The 17,126-nt window shown below is 66.6% G+C and carries 15 protein-coding genes; 7 read left to right on the top strand and 8 right to left on the bottom strand.

Annotated elements, in window-relative coordinates; all coding sequences use genetic code 11:
- From ACFC4D_RS44125 to ACFC4D_RS44110, 4 genes are read right to left on the bottom strand one after another with little or no spacing between them, the layout of a single operon-like run.
- On the bottom strand, positions 1-1,527 hold the full coding sequence (locus ACFC4D_RS44125) for a flavin-containing monooxygenase (protein WP_376072742.1): 1,527 nt from the start codon (positions 1,525-1,527) through the stop codon (positions 1-3).
- A gap of 8 nt (positions 1,528-1,535) precedes the next feature.
- The gene (locus ACFC4D_RS44120; RefSeq protein WP_376072612.1) at positions 1,536-2,174 is read right to left on the bottom strand and encodes a hypothetical protein; all 639 of its coding nucleotides are present in this window, start codon (positions 2,172-2,174) and stop codon (positions 1,536-1,538) included.
- Positions 2,171-3,094, bottom strand: coding sequence for a ferritin-like domain-containing protein (locus tag ACFC4D_RS44115; RefSeq protein WP_375963625.1), 924 nt, complete (start codon positions 3,092-3,094; stop codon positions 2,171-2,173). The genes ACFC4D_RS44120 and ACFC4D_RS44115 overlap by 4 nt, the downstream gene beginning before the upstream one ends.
- A gap of 31 nt (positions 3,095-3,125) precedes the next feature.
- Positions 3,126-3,962 (bottom strand): SDR family NAD(P)-dependent oxidoreductase, encoded by an 837-nt coding sequence (locus ACFC4D_RS44110; protein ID WP_376072609.1) that lies wholly within the window; start codon positions 3,960-3,962, stop codon positions 3,126-3,128.
- A 110-nt stretch (positions 3,963-4,072) separates the two neighbouring features.
- Here ACFC4D_RS44110 and ACFC4D_RS44105 point away from each other — a divergent pair, with 110 nt between their 5' ends.
- Positions 4,073-4,702: a TetR/AcrR family transcriptional regulator gene (locus ACFC4D_RS44105; protein ID WP_376072739.1), complete on the top strand. Its 630-nt coding sequence runs from the start codon at positions 4,073-4,075 to the stop codon at positions 4,700-4,702.
- Between the two features lie 47 nt (positions 4,703-4,749).
- Here the strand turns inward: ACFC4D_RS44105 and ACFC4D_RS44100 are convergent, their stop codons facing one another.
- On the bottom strand, positions 4,750-5,811 hold the full coding sequence (locus ACFC4D_RS44100) for an amidohydrolase family protein (RefSeq protein ID WP_376072606.1): 1,062 nt from the start codon (positions 5,809-5,811) through the stop codon (positions 4,750-4,752).
- A 130-nt stretch (positions 5,812-5,941) separates the two neighbouring features.
- Complete coding sequence (locus tag ACFC4D_RS44095; protein WP_376072603.1) at positions 5,942-7,228, bottom strand: Dyp-type peroxidase; 1,287 nt, start codon at positions 7,226-7,228, stop codon at positions 5,942-5,944.
- A gap of 145 nt (positions 7,229-7,373) precedes the next feature.
- Between ACFC4D_RS44095 and ACFC4D_RS44090 the strand changes: the two genes are divergently transcribed.
- The gene (locus ACFC4D_RS44090; RefSeq protein WP_376072600.1) at positions 7,374-7,817 is read left to right on the top strand and encodes a MarR family winged helix-turn-helix transcriptional regulator; all 444 of its coding nucleotides are present in this window, start codon (positions 7,374-7,376) and stop codon (positions 7,815-7,817) included.
- A gap of 10 nt (positions 7,818-7,827) precedes the next feature.
- On the opposite strand, the gene ACFC4D_RS44085 is transcribed toward ACFC4D_RS44090, so the two are convergent.
- On the bottom strand, positions 7,828-8,235 hold the full coding sequence (locus tag ACFC4D_RS44085; protein WP_376072597.1) for a DUF3224 domain-containing protein: 408 nt from the start codon (positions 8,233-8,235) through the stop codon (positions 7,828-7,830).
- 66 nt (positions 8,236-8,301) lie between these two features.
- Positions 8,302-11,511, bottom strand: a complete 3,210-nt coding sequence (gene icmF, locus ACFC4D_RS44080; RefSeq protein WP_376072594.1) for a fused isobutyryl-CoA mutase/GTPase IcmF — start codon at positions 11,509-11,511, stop codon at positions 8,302-8,304.
- Positions 11,512-11,680: 169 nt separating this feature from the next.
- Between icmF and ACFC4D_RS44075 the strand changes: the two genes are divergently transcribed.
- The 5 genes from ACFC4D_RS44075 to ACFC4D_RS44055 are packed head-to-tail and all read left to right on the top strand — an operon-like array spanning position 11,681 to position 17,094.
- A complete protein-coding gene (locus ACFC4D_RS44075; protein ID WP_376072591.1) occupies positions 11,681-13,180 on the top strand; it encodes a CoA-acylating methylmalonate-semialdehyde dehydrogenase in 1,500 nt (499 codons plus the stop codon).
- 2 nt (positions 13,181-13,182) lie between these two features.
- On the top strand, positions 13,183-14,322 hold the full coding sequence (locus tag ACFC4D_RS44070; RefSeq protein ID WP_376072588.1) for an acyl-CoA dehydrogenase family protein: 1,140 nt from the start codon (positions 13,183-13,185) through the stop codon (positions 14,320-14,322).
- Positions 14,319-15,416 carry an enoyl-CoA hydratase/isomerase family protein gene (locus tag ACFC4D_RS44065; RefSeq protein WP_376072585.1) on the top strand — a complete coding sequence of 366 codons (1,098 nt, stop codon included), beginning with the start codon at positions 14,319-14,321 and terminating at the stop codon, positions 15,414-15,416. Before ACFC4D_RS44070 ends, ACFC4D_RS44065 begins: the two co-directional genes overlap by 4 nt.
- The gene (gene mmsB / locus ACFC4D_RS44060) at positions 15,413-16,321 is read left to right on the top strand and encodes a 3-hydroxyisobutyrate dehydrogenase (RefSeq protein ID WP_376072582.1); all 909 of its coding nucleotides are present in this window, start codon (positions 15,413-15,415) and stop codon (positions 16,319-16,321) included. Before ACFC4D_RS44065 ends, mmsB begins: the two co-directional genes overlap by 4 nt.
- Positions 16,318-17,094 carry an enoyl-CoA hydratase gene (locus ACFC4D_RS44055; RefSeq protein ID WP_375963646.1) on the top strand — a complete coding sequence of 259 codons (777 nt, stop codon included), beginning with the start codon at positions 16,318-16,320 and terminating at the stop codon, positions 17,092-17,094. The genes mmsB and ACFC4D_RS44055 overlap by 4 nt, the downstream gene beginning before the upstream one ends.
- The last annotated feature ends 32 nt before the right edge of the window (positions 17,095-17,126 follow it).

Below are 17,126 nucleotides of genomic sequence, written 5' to 3'. Positions count from 1 at the left end.
CTATCGGACCGTCGTTCTCGCGGCCGCCTTGACCGTGCTGCCGGAACGTGTGCCCAGCGCGGTGAATCGATAGTCCGCGAAGTCGAAATGGCCTGCGCGCCAAAATCCTTCGGGTGTGGTCATGGCGCGGAGCGGTACATCGCCGTTCTTGTCGAAGTAGTAACTGTTGGCGCGGGTGCAGGAGTCCTGCCAGAACACCTGTGTGCCACGGCGATTCAACATCTCCTCGAAGAAGCGTTCGTTCGCCTCCTCGGTGACTTCGATCCGGGTGGCATGGCTCCCGCGCGCCTTGCGGAGCAGCCGCAGGATATGCCGGGTCTGCATTTCGATCAGCGCGAAATACGAGGAACCGTTGTAGCCGTACGGGCCGATGATGGTGAAGAAGTTCGGGAAGCCAGGCACGCTGACGCCCTCGTAGGCTTGCAGCCGGTGCTCATCCCACCAGTCCTCCAGCCGGACTCCGCCGCTGCCGTGCAGATCGAAGGTGGGCATATTGCCCGATTCCATCACCTTGAACCCGGTGGCCATGATCAGCACATCGACCTGATGGTGTCCGGCGGCGGTGCGCACGCCGGTCGCGGTGATCTCGGCGATGGGCTCGGTATCGAGCCGCACATTCGACCGGTTGAACGTCTTCAGATAGTCATTGGAGAAGGACGGCCGCTTACAGCCGAGCGCGTAGTCGGGCGTGAGTTTCGCGCGCACCTCCGGATCGTCGACCTGATCCCGCAGATGCGCCAGCCCGGTCCGCTCGCCCAGCTTGGACATGGGCAGCACCCCGTAATAGTGCGCCGCCAGCGGGAAGGTGAGCTCCACGAAAGCCTGGGAGAGCCAGCGCGTCACCAGCTTTCCACCGGGCAGTCCGAGCAGCCGGTGCACCACCGGGGGCAGTGCGGTATCGGGTCGCGGCAGGCACCAGATCGGGGTGCGCTGGAAGACGACGAGTTCCGCGACCTCGGGCGCGATCTCCGGAATCACCTGTACCGCCGAGGCCCCGGTGCCGATGACGCCGACCCGCTTACCGCGCAGATCCTGATCATGGTCCCAGCGCGAGGTGTGCATGGTGACGCCGGTGAACCGTTCCACCCCAGCGATTTCCGGCAGTTTGGGCCGGGTGAGCACCCCGGTCGCACCGATCACATAGCGCGCGGTGAGTTCCTCGCCGTCGCCGGTGCGCAATCGCCACAGGTGCAGCGCGTCATCGAAATCCGCGCGGACGATGCTGGTGGAGAAGCGAATTCGCGGCCGCAACCCGTACTTGTTCACGCAGTGCTCGGCGTACGCCTTCAATTCCCTTCCGGGCGCGTACACCCGGGACCAGGTGCGCTGCTGTTCGAACGAGTACTGGTAGCTGAATGACGGAATATCCACGCCGATACCGGGATAGGTGTTCCAGTGCCAGGTGCCGCCCACCCCGTCGGCGTCGTCGACCATGAGGAAATCGTCGAAGCCCGCCTTGCGCAACGCTATCGCCGTCCCGATCCCGGCGAATCCCGCTCCGACGATAATGATCTCGTGATCGACCACGGTGCTGTTCACAATGCGTCCTCCGCGTAGATGATGCAGTCCACCCGATGTTCGACACCGTCCACGGTGCGAATCCCGAGCGGGGCGAGCCGGGCGATCGGCCAGGTGACGAGCTCGCAGTTGGGCTGGTTCAGCGCCCGGTAGTACCCGCCGTGCAGGCGGACACCGGTGGCGGTATCGGGGGTGAGTTGCCGTCGCACCCAGGAATCGCGCACCGAGACGAACAGATTCGCGGTGGCGGCCAGCCGCAACAGGGTCGCGGCGATACCGTGCGGTGGCCGGGCCGTGCCCGGCGATGGCTGGGAAGCGGGGTCGCCGGGCAATGGTCGCGCACTGTCGCTGGGCAGCAGACCGAGCAGATCATCCGGTAGTCGGCGCAGCAGTTTGCGCCCGGGAATGGGCGGTGCGGGCAGTACCCACACCGGATCCCGCTGGAAAACGGTGACCCGGCGGGCCTGCGCGGTGATACCCGGCAGCACCTGGGCGATCGCCGTTCCGGAGCCGATCACCGCCGCGTGCCTGTCCCGCAGCTCGAGTTGCCCCCGCCAGCGCCCGCAGTGCACCTGCGGTCCGGTATAGCTGTCCGCGCCGCGCGGTCCGGCGGCGCGAACCCTGCCCGAATCACCCTGCCTGGCAGTGGCATTCATTTCGCCACCGGATCGTAGGTCAGCCCCTGCGACCAGGTCGGCGGCTTGCCGAGCACCCGCACCGGGAAATAGTCGATGGCCTTGTTCAGCACATCATTGATGCCCTGGATCGGCTGCCACCTGTTGATGGTGGCCTTCCCGTGCATCCGCACCACGTGGAAGAGCGGTACGCGCTTGATGCTGGGCGCGCGATCACCCGCTTTCTCATACCGCCGCACCGCATTCCAGAGCTTCTCCTCGTCCAGGCCCATCGCCATGATGTTGGTGGACATGCGGGACAGCAGCGGTGTGTACAGCAGTGCTCCCATGAGCAGTGTCGGCCGCAGTGCGAAACCCGCCGTCTCGATGGCGATGCGCCGCATCGGCCCGGCCCCGAGCTGTTCGAGCACCTGGAATCCGACCGCCAGATGCCGGGATTCATCGCTGTTGATATGCCGGAAAACCTCGTGGCACAGCGGATCCCGCACCTCGTCCAGCAGGAATTTCACCAGCGCGCCGTCGAGCGCGCACTCCAGCGACGGAATCACCGTGCCGAGCACCGGCAGCGTCAGATCGTCGCCGTACCGGTCCACCCACTGGATGACCATGCGAATGTTCTTGTTGGGCAATGGCATCTGATCGCCCTCGAGCATGCCCCAGCGCCGCATGAGCGCCAGTTCGGCATTGGCGTGCTTCTGCTCCTCGGCGTGGAAGTACCGGTAGATCTCCTTGAGCGGCCCCTCCGGCGCGCGTTTGGTGAGCGCCGCGAAACCGCGCGCGCCCACATGTTCTATCCACACGAGATCGGCCATGAACGCGGTGAGCGCGGGCCGCTGTTCCTCGGTGATGAGGTCGGCTCCCGGTGCGTCCCAGTCGATATCGACCAGCGCCCACTGCCGGTCCTTGATGACCGTGAGCATGTCGGAATACGCGAACGCCATTGTTCACTCCTTCTCGTGAATGGCCGTCGTGCTACCGCACCAGCCGCTCCAGCAGACCGGCGGCACGGGTATAGGGCTCCGGCAGTAGTCGTTTGGACTGCCAGATCAATTTGGCTTCGATTTGCGGGACGACATAGAGCTGACCGCGGTCAACGGCGTCCAGGGTGGTGCGGGCGATCGAGGCGGGCGGGCGGCCGGTCCAGCGCAGCAGCCGGTCGCCCCATTCCGAGATGTTCTCGTCGCCGATCGAAACGTCCTGGAGGATATTGGTTTTCACCGCCGTCGGGCAGAGCGCGGTGACGCTGACACCGGTGCCGGAGAGTTCCGCGGCGAGGGTTTCCGAGAGCGCCAGCACGCCCGCCTTGCTCACGTTGTAGGCGGCCATGCGCGGTGCGACGCCGAACGCCGCGGCGGAGGCCACATTCACGATCGCACCGGTTCCGGCGGCGCGCAGGCGGGGCGCGAAGACATGGCAGCCGTGGATGACGCCCCACAGGTTGATATCGAGCACCTGATGCCATTCGTCCAGGGGCGCATCGCCGATGACCTCGCCGCCGCGTCCGATTCCGGCATTGTTGACCACCACGTCGGCGGTCTTGCCGAACCACTGCTCGGCGGTGGCGGCGAGCGCCTCCACCTGGTCGATCCTGCTCACATCGCATACCGCGTCGAATGCCTTGCCGCCGGTGGCGCTCACCAATTCGACTGTCGCGCGGGCTCGTTCGGCATCGATATCGGAGCAGATCACCCGCCCGCCGCGGCGGCCGAGTTCGACCGCGAAGGCGCGGCCGATACCGCTGCCCGCGCCGGTCACCACCGCGTCCGCCTGCTGGGTGCGGCGGGAACCGCCGAAGGGGTTGAGTCGCATGGGAACTCCCGGATCCGAGGTGTCCGGTGCGGCAACTGGTGGCATCTGCCACCATTGGCCGCGCCTGCCCCCAATTAGGCGCGCGATAGGGCAAAATGTCAATGATGAACGTGCGCGCACCTGCCCGGACCTGGGGTGGGCGAACCCAGGAGGAACGCCGTACCGAACGCCGTGCCCGGCTGATCGCCGAGGCGCTCGCGATCTGGCTCGAAAACGGCTGGGCCGCAGTCACTATGCGCGGGGTGTGCACCCGCGCCGCGCTCAACGACCGCTACTTCTACGAGCACTTCGCCGATCGCGACGAGCTACTGGCCGCGGTCTGGGACGAGGTCTGCCTGGAGGTCTTCGGCGAACTGTCCGGCGTGGTCGCGGAGCATCTGCACCTGCCACCGCTGGAGATCCTGCACCGCGCGATCGCCCGCGCCGTCGCCCTGCAATTGGATAGTCCGGCCCGCATTCTCTTCGGTGATCACGCCGGATCGCGCGTGCTCGAGGAGCGGCGCAAGGTCATGCTCACCGAGGCGACCGATCTGCTCATCGCCACCGGACGGCCCTATCTGCGGCCCGGTTTCGACGAAGCCGATCTGCGCATGGGAACCCTCATGGGCATAGGCGGTTTCGTGGAACTGCTCACCGCCTGGCGCACCGGGGCCATCGAATCCGATACCGATCGCATCGTCGAACACGTCAGCCGCACGGCGCGACTATTGGGCACGCAGTACCTGGCCGTGCCCGACTGAATCGCACCCGCCCGCACGGGCGTGACCGCCGGGCCTCGCCGACCCGGTCAGAGGTTGTCGATGCGATAGACCCGCTGGGCATTGCCGCGGAACACCTGTTCCAGCGCCTTCTCATCCGCCCCGTGCGCGGTGAGCGCGGTCGCCACCGCCTCGGCCGCATTGCCGATGCTCGTAATCGGTTTGTCCACCGGGAAATTCGAGCCCCAGATGAGCCGATCCGCGCCGAAGACGTCGAGGGCGTGCTCGAGCAGCGGTGAAATGCGCTCCAGCAGTACCGGTACCGGCGTCGGCTTCCCGCGCGGCGGCACCGGATGCCCGAGGATCGGCATCATCAGCCCGCTCACCTTGGCCACCACATTCGGGTGCGTGGCGAGTGCGCTGAGATCATCGCGCCAGCGCACGAACAACTCCCGCCGCTGGCCCGGATTGTGCCCGGTCTCCTTGCCGACGGGCCCGAAAATGCCCGCGGGCGTGCCCAAATGGTTCAGCACGATGGTGGCGTCCGGATAGTGCCCGGCCAGTGCGGTGACCTCGGGCAGCTGGTTCGAGAACACCCACGCCTCGAAGCCGAGCCCGCGTTCGGCGAGCGCGCCGAAGCCATCGAGGAACGCGGGCGCGGTGAGCGCGCCCGGAGCTTTGTTGTGCGCGCGCACCTTCGGATCCGGGTGATACTCCACCCGGGTGCGGATGCCACGGAACAGCGGTGACGCCGCCAGATGCGCGTCCAGCAGCTCCGCGAAACCCGGTGCGGCCGGATCGCCCGCGCCGATGATCGCCCCGAGCGCGGGCGTGTCCACCCCGAACGGCAGACTCGCCACCCAGCGCGTCTCCCCGACGGGCGCGAGCGGACCCTTACCGCTCCACTCCACCTCGATGTGCACGATGCCCTCGACCGGAACATCCCCGGCATCGGTGCGATAGTCGGCGGGCAGATACGGATGGACGAACGGTTCCGGATCGCCCACGAATTCGCGATCCCGCTTGGGAGCCAGTCGTTTGGCCCAATCGATGGGAACGGGCACGTAGTGGAACAGTTTGGCGAGCCCGCTGAATTCGCGCGGTGTGGTCAGCGGATCCCACTGGTGGATATGCGCATCGACGACTGTCATGCCCGCAAGGTCCATGATGTCCCTTCCGTCCGGATCGACCTGCAGCGGATTGTTTCACGCGCCGCATCCGGAAACGCCGAAATCGGGTAGCGGCACCGGAAACAGCCGGGGGCGTCCGGGTGCCGGGCGGTCACAGTCGCAGCCCGGCTCCGATCGATTCGCCGGGCGCGATTCCGGGTGGCATGGCGAATATCGCGCTACCGGTGTGCTGCACCACGGTATTGAGCCGATCGCTCGCCGCCAGCAGGCGCTGCGCCCGGATGAACTGCTCCGGCGGATTGTTCATATACGCCGCGAACAGCAGTCCGGCATCGAGCTGGGCATGCCCGCCGTGCGTGTGATTCGGGGCGGTGCCCTCGGGATGATCGTGTGCGGGAACGGCTTCCGGGGCCGGTGCGGCGGTGGTCGCACTGGTGGCCACCAGCGTGCCGTAGTCGTAGCTGTAGCCGCGCCGCAGCATGGGGATACCGTGCACCAGCCGCACATGCGCGTCCGCCGGAATGATCGGCTCCCCGTTCGCCGCGCGGGCGTTCAGATCCACCGGATCGAATTCGGCACCGCCGGTCAATGGCGATCCGTCATCGCGCCGCCGCCCGATGATGCGATCCTGCTCCGGACGCGACAGCATGTCCCATTCGGCGGTGCTCATGCGGATCTTGCGGAACACCAGATACGTTCCGCCCCGGAACCATTCGGGTTCCTCGGGCGCGTTCGCCCAGACGGCCGCGTCGAATTCGGCGGTACCGGCCACCGGGTTCGCGGTACCGTCCTTGTGCCCGAACATATTTCGTGGGGTGCCGCCGCCCGCGGGCCGACTCAGGAAACCGTGCTGGGTCCAGCGCAGATTGCCGAGACCGGGCATGCGGGCGCGCAGCGCGCGAAAGGCGTGGCTGACAATCTGCGGATCATCGGCGCAGATCTGCGCCATGATGTCGCCGCCGGTCCAGCTGGGGCGCAATTGATCTCCCGCGAATTCCGGCAGGGTCGCCAGATGCCGGGGCCGCCGATCCGCCAGCCCCGACCAGTCCTCGAAGAGCGCCGGACCAAGTCCGAACGTGATGGTGAGCCGGGCCGGATCGAGCCCGGTGGCGAAATCGGTGTGATCGCTGAATCCCGGTGCGCTGTCCGGCTTATCGGGCACCCGGGCGCCCGCCGTCAGCGCGGCCGCGGTCTCGGTCCAGGCGGCGAGCAGATCCCGCAGCACCCCGCGATCCCGGCTCGCGAGATCGCAGGACAGGAACAGCGCGTGCGATTGTGCCGTGGTCGCGATGCCCGCCTGTCGCACGCCGTGGAAAGCCACTGTGCGGGAATCGTTTTCGGCAGGTGCGGTAATGCGTCCGGCTACCGCGCCCGCGGTGGCCGCACCCGCCGCCACCAGGGCTGATCCGAAAAGTCCGCGCCGGGAGACCCGGGGCATGCCCATAGAATTACTACGATCTGTAGTAGATCCGCTCATGGTCCCGAAGGATAGCCCGCTTCCGGCTCACCTTCAACCATACTGAAGGTCGGCGAAAAGTGCACGGCTCCCGGGCCATTACCGGTCCATACGCGAGACTGGAGCCGTGACCACCGAGAACGGCCGCCCCCGCCCGCGAATAACCAGCGCGGGCATCGTCCTGCTCACCCTGGCCAAACGCGTCGAGACCGAACTCAACACCGCGCTCACCCCGCTGGGCCTCACCGTCGCCAGATTCGGACTGCTCGCGCATATCTCCGCGCGGCCCGGAGCGTCCTTCAGCGACCTCGCCCGCATGTCCGGCGTCAGCGTGCAGAGCGTGCACACCGGCGTGAAAACCCTGGTGGCACACGGCCTGGTGCACGATCGCACCGCGCGCGCCGGATCCGCCTCGATCATCGAACTCACCGCGGAGGGCACCCGCGTACTGCGCCGAGCCGAACAGGTGGCCGTCGAGGTCGACGCGCAGATGTTCGGCCCGGAGGCGGATCCGATTCAACGGCAGATCGGGCAGAGCGTGCTCGCCGCCTTCGTCGAACCGGAGTCCTGACCCGCCGCGATCAGGGGAGCTCGTACTCGAAGCTGATGTGATGGGTGCCGTCCGCGTCGACGGTGATACTGCCCGTGCCGGTGATGCCCGCCAGCTCACCGGTGCCGCTGCCCGGCACGATGATGAAGTACTCATTGCTGCGATCGGTGCCCGAGGTGGTCGCCGAATGCGCGAAATTGAACGCGCCCGCCCGGCCCGCCAGCGCGCCTTCGAACGATTCCATGGCCACGTAGGTCCCGACTCCGGCGGCCTGATCGAAGGCCGAGGTGAACAGGGTCGCCGCGCGGCCCGCCACCTCACCCTCGAACTGCTTCTCCATCTGGACGACGCCCACGGGCACGGCGGTGACGACGGCCGGGTCCGGGACGACCTCGGTGGGTACGAATGACTTGACGCTGAAAGTTCCTGTTACCTGCACGAATCCGAGCGTATCGGCGGCCGCCGACCTGCTCTTGTAAATACGCGTCAGGCCGGTCGCCGCACCTCAGACATTGCGCCGATACTGACCGCCGACCATGAAGAAGGTGTCGGTGACCTGACCCAATGTGCACACCCGCGCGGCATCCATGAGCGCGTCGAAGACATTCGCGTCCGAACTCGCCGCCTCGGCCAGCCGGGCCAGCGCGGCGGGGGCCTGCTCGCGATGGCGGTCGGTGAACTCGCGCACCCGGTGCAGCTGCGACTGCTTCTCCTGTTCGGTGCCGCGCGCCAACTCCAGGACGCGGTGCTCCTCCTCGTGCGGATTGCGGAAGGTGTTCACCCCGATCAGCGGCAGGCTGCCGTCATGCTTGCGCCGCTCGTACAACATCGACTCATCCTGGATGCGGCCGCGCTGATAGCCGGTCTCCATGGCCCCGAGTACGCCGCCGCGCTCACTGATCCGATCGAATTCGCGCAGCACCGCCTCCTCCACCAGATCGGTCAGCTCATCGATGATGAAACTGCCCTGCAGCGGATTCTCATTCATCGCCAGTCCCCACTCGCGATTGATGATGAGCTGAATGGCCAGCGCGCGCCGCACCGATTCCTCGGTCGGGGTGGTGACGGCCTCGTCATAGGCATTGGTGTGCAGGCTGTTGCAGTTGTCGTAGACCGCGATCAGCGCCTGCAAGGTGGTGCGAATGTCGTTGAAGCTCATCTCCTGTGCGTGCAGTGAGCGACCCGAGGTCTGCACGTGGTACTTGAGCTTCTGCGACCGTTCGTTCGCCCCGTACCGATCCCGCATGGCCACCGCCCAGATGCGGCGGGCGACCCGGCCGATCACCGAATACTCCGCGTCCATGCCATTGGAGAAGAAGAACGACAGATTCGGTGCGAAATCGTCGATATCCATACCGCGCGCCAGATACGCCTCCACATAGGTGAATCCGTTGGCCAGGGTGAAGGCCAGCTGGCTGATGGGATTCGCCCCGGCCTCGGCGATGTGATAGCCGGAGATGGAGACCGAGTAGAAATTGCGAACGGTGTTGCGCACGAACCATTCCTGGATATCGGCCATCATGCGCAGGCTGAATTCGGTGGAGAAGATGCAGGTGTTCTGGCCCTGATCCTCCTTGAGAATGTCCGCCTGCACGGTGCCGCGCACGGTGGACAGCGTCCGCGCGCGCAGGTCCGCTGCCTCCTCGGCTGTCGGTTCGCGACCCTCGGTGGCCGAGAACTGTTCCAGCGCTTGATCGATCGCGGCATTGAGGTAGAACGCCAGAATCGTCGGCGCGGGACCGTTGATGGTCATCGATACCGAGGTGCTCGGGGCGTCCAGATCGAAACCGTCGTACAGCGCCTTCATATCGTCCAGCGTTGCGATGGAAACACCCGAGGTGCCGACCTTGCCGTAGATATCCGGGCGTTCCGCCGGATCGTGCCCGTACAGCGTCACCGAATCGAAGGCGGTCGAAAGTCGTTTGGCGTCAGCGTGTTCGGACAGCACCTTGAATCGACGATTGGTGCGGAAGGCATCGCCCTCGCCCGCGAACATGCGCGCGGGATCCTCATTGTCCCGCTTGAACGGGAACACCCCGGCCGTGAACGGGAACCGGCCCGGCAGATTCTCCGCCCGCAGGAACCGCAGCAGCTCACCGTGATCGGTGAACCGGGGGAGTGCGACGCGGGGAATCGAACTGCCGGACAAGGTTTCCCGCCGCAGCCGCGTGCGCAACTCTTTATCCCTGATCCGCACGACCTGCTCATCGCCCCGATAGGACTCGGCGACCGCGGGCCAGGCGGCCAGCAGTTCGGCATTCTCCGGGGACAGCGCTTTCCTGGAATCGGTGAGCAGATCCGCGACGGCGGCGTCCTCGGGCAGTTCCGCGAGCACCTGCTCCACGCGCTGAACCCGTTGCGCCGCAACGATCTGCCGCTCCGTCGCGGCGTGATAGTCGCGGATGGTCTCGGCTATCTCGGCCAGGTACCGCACGCGCGCGGGTGGGATGATCTGCGCGAACCGGGTCGAGGACCGGGTGTCGACGCGGGGTAGCACGCCCGACTCCAAGGGCAGGCCCTTTTCGCCGAGCAGACCGCTCAGATGCTGGTAGAGCGCCGTCACCCCGTCATCGTTGAAGGTCGCGGCGCTGGTGCCGAATACCGGCATATCCTCCGGCAGGGCGTGGAACGCCTCCCGGTTGCGCACCAGCTGCCGCGACACATCGCGCAACGCGTCCTCCGCGCCGCGCCGTTCGAACTTGTTGACCGCCACCACATCCGCGTAATCCAGCATGTCGATCTTCTCCAGCTGGGAGGCCGCGCCGAACTCTGGCGTCATCACGTAGAGCGAGACGTCCACGTGTTCGGCGACCGCCGCGTCACCCTGTCCGATACCCGGCGTCTCCAGCACGATAAGATCGAAACCCGCTGCCTTGCAGGCGATCACCATCTGATCGATATTCTGCGGCAGCTCCCGCTCACCCCGGGTGGCGAGGGAACGGAAGTACACCCGCTCCCCGTCGAGGGCGTTCATGCGAATGCGATCACCGAGCAGCGCACCACCGCCGCGCCGCCGCGTCGGATCGACCGCGAGCACCGCCACCCGCAGCTTGTCCTGCTGATCGGTGCGCAGCCGCCGAATGAGTTCATCGGTGAGAGAAGACTTTCCGGACCCGCCGGTGCCGGTGATGCCCAGGACGGGCACCCGCCGCGCGCTCGCCGCGGCGGTCAACTCGGCCATATCCGCCGACGGCAGCGCGTCCTGTTGCAGGCAGGTGAGCGCCCGTGCCAGCGCCGCCCGATCCCCGCTGAGCACCGCCTCCACCGGCGCGGGCGTGGTGGACAGATCCACATCGCAGCCCGCGATCAGCTGATTGATCATGCCGGGCAAGCCGAGTCGCTGCCCGTCCTCCGGGGAGAAGATGGTGACCCCGGCGGCCGCGAGCCGTTCGATCTCCGCCGGAATGATCACCCCGCCGCCCCCGCCGAAGATGCGCACGTGCCCGGCCCCGGCCTCGCGCAGCGCGGTCGCCAGGTACTCGAAGTACTCGATATGCCCGCCCTGATACGAGCTGACCGCGACGCCCTGCACATCCTCGCTGACCGCCGCGTCCACCACCTCACGCACGGCGCGGTTATGTCCGAGGTGAATCACCTCGGCCCCCTGCCCCTGCAGGATTCTGCGCATGATGTTGATGGCCGCGTCATGGCCGTCGAACAGCGCCGCCGAGGTCACGAACCGCACCGGGTTCGCTGGAACATGCAGATCGGCCATGGGAATCCTCCGCGTCTACGGCCGCACAGTTGATACCCCAATAGTAGGACGTCAAATCAAAAGTGACGTGAGATCCGCCACAGCAACATCTCTGGAAATAGATGGATGTCCAACTATATGGTGACCTAAGACCGCGTGGACCACGCGGTGACATCGAGACAGGACTGGCATGGTTCGCGAACTCACGCACTTCATCGGCGGTCAGCACGTGACCGGGACCTCCGGCAAATTCGGAGACGTCTTCAATCCCAGCACCGGACAGGTGCAGGCGCGGGTGCCGCTGGCCACCAAGAGCGAGGTCGAGGCCGTCATCGCCAACGCCGCCGAGGCGCAGCAGGTGTGGGCCGCGTACAACCCGCAGAAGCGCGCCCGCGTGCTGATGAAGTTCCTGACCCTGGTGCAGGACGAGATGGATTCGCTCGCCGCACTGCTGTCCAGCGAACACGGCAAGACCATCCCGGACGCCAAGGGCGATATCCAGCGCGGCCTCGAGGTCATCGAATTCGCCACCGGCATACCGCATCTGCTCAAGGGTGAGTACACCGAGAGCGCGGGCACCGGCATCGACGTCTACTCCATGCGCCAGCCGCTCGGCGTCGTCGCGGGCATCACCCCGTTCAACTTCCCGGCCATGATCCCGCTGTGGAAGGCCGGACCGGCGCTGGCGTGCGGTAACGCCTTCGTGCTCAAGCCGTCCGAGCGCGATCCCTCGGTACCGCTGCGACTGGCCGAACTGTTCCTCGAGGCCGGACTGCCCCCGGGCGTGTTCAACGTGGTCAACGGCGGTAAGGAAGCCGTCGACACACTGCTGAACGACGATCGCATCAAGGCCGTCGGCTTCGTCGGGTCCACCCCGATCGCGCAGTACATCTACGAGACCGCGACCGCCAACGGTAAGCGCGCGCAGTGCTTCGGCGGGGCCAAGAACCACGCCATCGTCATGCCGGACGCCGATCTGGACGATGTCGCCGATCAGCTCATCGGCGCGGGCTACGGCTCCGCGGGCGAGCGCTGCATGGCCATCTCCATCGCGGTGCTGGTCGGTGAGGAGACCGCGGATCGCCTGCGCGACAAGCTGATCGAACGCATCGCCAAGCTCAATGTCGGCCTCTCCGATGATCCGGGCGCGGACTTCGGTCCCCTGGTCGGACAGGACGGCGTCGATCGCGTCAACGACTACGTGCAGATCGGCGTCGACGAGGGCGCGGAACTGGTCATCGACGGGCGCGGCCTGGTGGTCGAGGGCGGCGAAGAGGGATTCTTCGCCGGTGCGACGCTTTTCGATCGCGCCACCCCGGACATGCGCATCTACAAGGAAGAGATCTTCGGTCCGGTGCTCACCATCGTGCGCGCCAAGGATTACGAAGAGGCGCTGCGCCTGCCGAACGAACACGAATACGGCAATGGCGTAGCGATTTTCACCCGCGACGGCGATACCGCCCGCGACTTCGCCGCTCGCGTACAGGTCGGCATGGTCGGCATCAACGTGCCGATTCCGGTGCCGATCGCGTACCACACCTTCGGCGGCTGGAAGCGGTCCGGCTTCGGCGATCTCAACCAGCACGGCCCGGACTCGATCCGCTTCTACACCAAGACCAAGACGGTGACCCAGCGCTGGCCCTCCGGCCTCAAGGAGAGCAACGCGTTCGTCATCCCGACCATGGACTGACGATGTTCACACTCGACGAAGACGAAAAGGCGATCACCGCGACCGCCCGCTCCTTTGCCGACGAGCTGCTCGCGCCCAATGCGCTGGAATGGGATGAGCGCAAGCACTTCCCGGTGGACGTACTGCGCAAGGCCGGGCAGCTCGGCCTCGGCGGCATCTACGTCCGCGAGGATGTGGGTGGATCGGAACTGCGCCGGCTCGATGCCGTGCGCATCTTCGAACAGCTCTCCACCGGCTGCCCCGCCATCGCCGCCTACATCTCCATCCACAATATGGCCTCGTGGATGATCGACAGTTACGGCGATGCGGCGCAGCGCAATCGGTGGCTGCCGGGTTTGACCTCGATGGATCTGCTGGCCAGCTACGCGCTCACCGAACCGGGCGTCGGCTCGGACGCGGCGGCCCTGAGCACCAAGGCCGTTCGCGACGGTGACGACTATCTGCTCACGGGCGTCAAGCAATTCATCTCCGGTGCGGGCAGCAGCGATGTGTACGTGATCATGGCGCGCACCGGAGACACTGGGGCGCGCGGGATTTCGGCCTTCATCGTGCCCGCCGACACCCCCGGACTGTCCTTCGGCGCGAACGAGCGCAAGATGGGCTGGAACGCGCAGCCCACCCGGCAGGTCATCCTCGACAATGCCCGGGTGCCCGCGGCCAACCTGCTCGGCTCCGAGGGCAATGGCTTCCGCATCGCCATGAACGGGCTCAATGGCGGACGGCTCAATATCGCCGCCTGCTCGCTCGGCGGCGCACAGGCGGCCATGGATCAGACCGTCAGCTATCTGGCACAGCGCAAGGCGTTCGGGGCGCGGCTGCTCGACAACACCGCGCTGCAATTCGAACTCGCCGATATGCGCACCTCCCTGGAGGCCGCCCGCACCCTGCTGTGGCGGGCCGCCGCCGCCCTGGACGCCGACGCCGACGACAAGGTCGAACTCTGCGCCATGGCCAAGCGGTTCACCACCGACGCCGGATTCGAGGTGGCCAACAAGGCCCTGCAACTCCACGGTGGCTACGGTTACCTGGCCGAATACGGGATCGAGAAGATCGTCCGCGACCTGCGGGTGCATCAGATTCTGGAAGGCACGAACGAGATCATGCGGGTGGTCGTCGCCCGCTCGGTGGTAGGAGCAGCATGAGTGACAACGCAGAACCCGAGGTGCTGATCGGTAAGCGCGACGGCCTCGGCCTGATCACGCTCAACCGGCCCCGGGCGATCAACGCGCTGAATCACCCGATGGCGCTGGCCATTCTGGACGCGCTGCGCGCCTGGGAGACCGATGACGAGGTGCGCACCGTGGTGCTCACCGGCGCGGGGGAGCGCGGGCTGTGCGCGGGCGGCGATATCGTCGCCATCCACACCGACGCCAAGAATGCTGTGGCCCACCGTGATTCACCGTGGACCGCCGCCGATTCGCCCAGCGGGCGGTTCTGGCGGGACGAATACATCCTGAACGCGCTCATCGGCGGCTACGCCAAGCCGTACGTCGCGATCATGGATGGCATCGTCATGGGCGGCGGCGTCGGCCTGTCCGGGCACGCCTCGCACCGCATCGTCACCGAACGCTCCAAGATCGGTATGCCCGAGACGGGTATCGGCTTCATTCCGGATGTGGGCGGCACCTACCTGCTCGCGCACGCACCCGGCGAGATCGGCACGCACGTCGCGCTCACCACCGCGCGCATGACCGCCGGTGATGCCATCGCCGCCGGATTCGCCGACGCCTTCGTACCGTCCGAACACCTTCCGGCACTGCTGGAAGCGCTCGGCACGCTGAGCGCGGATGACGCCATCGCGAAATTCGCACAGCCCGCACCTGTGTCGGAATTCATCGCCCAGCGCGACTGGATCGACTACTGCTACGGCGCGGACACCGTCGAGGAGATCGTGCACCGGCTGCAGACCGACGGGCGCGCCGAGGCCGCCCAGGCCGCCGCCGATGTGCTGTCGAAATCGCCTGTGGCGCTGAAAGTCACGCTGCGGTCGCTGCGCGAGGCACGCAAGGCCGACAGCCTCGAGGCGGTGCTGAACCGGGAGTACCGGGTCTCGGCCGCCTCGCTGAACACCCACGACCTGGTGGAGGGCATTCGCGCCCAGGTCATCGACAAGGATCGCAACCCGCAGTGGCAGCCCGCGACGCTCGCGGATGTCACCGACGCCGATGTGGACGCCTACTTCGGCGCGCTCGGCGATCGCGAATTGGGTTTGGCCACACCGGAGGATCAACAGTGAGCTCTGAAAAGATCGGCAAGGTAGGGTTTCTCGGCCTCGGCCATATGGGCGGCCCGATGGCGGCCAACCTGGTGAAAGCCGGATACGAGGTCCTCGCATACGATCCGGTGCCCGCCGCACAGGATCAGGCGCGGGCCGACGGTGCCACCGTCGTCGCGACACCCGTTGCGGCCGTGGCCGAATCGGAGATCGTCATCACCATGCTGCCCAACGGCCGCATCGTGCTCGACCTCTACAACGATGTGCTGTCCGCCGCCAAGCCCGGCACGCTGTTCGTCGACTGCTCCACCATCGACGTCGGCGATGCCAAGGCCGCCGCGGAACTCGCTGTGGCAGCGGGACATCGGGCCCTGGACGCCCCCGTCTCGGGCGGTGTCGCGGGCGCGGCGGCGGGCACCCTCACCTTCATGGTGGGCGGCGCGGACGCCGATTTCGCCGCCGCCCTGCCGCTGCTGGACGTCATGGGCGGCAAGGTCGTGCACTGCGGCGGCGCGGGCGTCGGCCAGGCCGCCAAGATCTGCAACAACATGATCCTGGGCATCTCCATGATCGGGCTCTCCGAGGCCATCGTGCTCGGTGAGAAGCTGGGGCTGACGCATGACAAGTTCTTCGATGTGGTGTCCACCGCCTCGGGGCAGTCGTGGGCGCTCACCTCGTACTGTCCGGTGCCCGGACCGGTGCCGACCAGCCCGGCCAATAACGATTACCAGCCCGGTTTCGCCACGGCGCTCATGAGCAAGGATCTGGGCCTCGCGGCTAATGCCTTGCAGGCCAATGGGGTTGACGGACAGATCGGTTTGCTTGCCGCGGAGATCTACCAGCGCTTCAACCAGGACGAAGCGGGCAAGGATTTCTCGGCTATCGTCACCGATATTCGTACCCGATCTGGAGGAGAACAGGCGTGACCGACTTCGAGACGATTCTGCTGGAGCGCAAGGGGCGCGTCGCCCTGATCACGCTGAACCGGCCGAAGGCTCTGAACGCGCTGAACTCGCAGGTCCTGACCGATATCTCGGCGGCCCTCGACGAGCTGGAGAATGACAACGAGATCGGCGCGGTCGTGCTCACCGGCTCCGAGCGGGCATTCGCGGCCGGTGCGGACATCAAGGAGATGTCCGAGAAGTCGTACATGGACATGTTCCTCACCGACCACTTCGCCGGGTGGGACCGCCTCGTCGCCTTCCGCAAGCCCATCATCGCCGCGGTCGCGGGATACGCCCTCGGTGGCGGCTGCGAACTCGCCATGATGTGCGACATCCTGCTTGCCGCCGATACCGCCAAATTCGGCCAGCCCGAGATCAAGCTCGGCGTCATCCCCGGTATGGGCGGCTCACAGCGCCTCACCCGCGCCGTGGGCAAGGCCAAGGCCATGGATCTCATCCTCACCGGCCGCAATATGGACGCCGAGGAAGCCGAGCGCGCGGGGCTGGTCTCGCGCATCGTCCCGGCCGCCGACCTGGTCGCGACCGCCCTCGAGGTCGCCGAGACCATCGCGTCCATGTCGCTGCCCTCGGTGATGATCGCCAAGGAAGCGGTCGATCGCGCCTTCGAAACCACCCTCACCGAGGGCCTGCGCTTCGAACGCCGCGTCTTCCACTCCCTGTTCGCCACCGAGGATCAGAAGGAAGGCATGGCCGCTTTCGTGGAGAAGCGGCCCGCCAACTTCAGCAACAAGTAACGGAACGGGTTGGGGCACAGCCCCACCCGTGG

Source organism: Nocardia sp. NPDC056000, from assembly GCF_042269265.1.
In the GTDB taxonomy this organism is placed as follows: domain Bacteria; phylum Actinomycetota; class Actinomycetes; order Mycobacteriales; family Mycobacteriaceae; genus Nocardia.
Note: the sequence above shows the minus strand (reverse complement) of the source record. Positions and strands in the feature narration are given on the sequence as shown.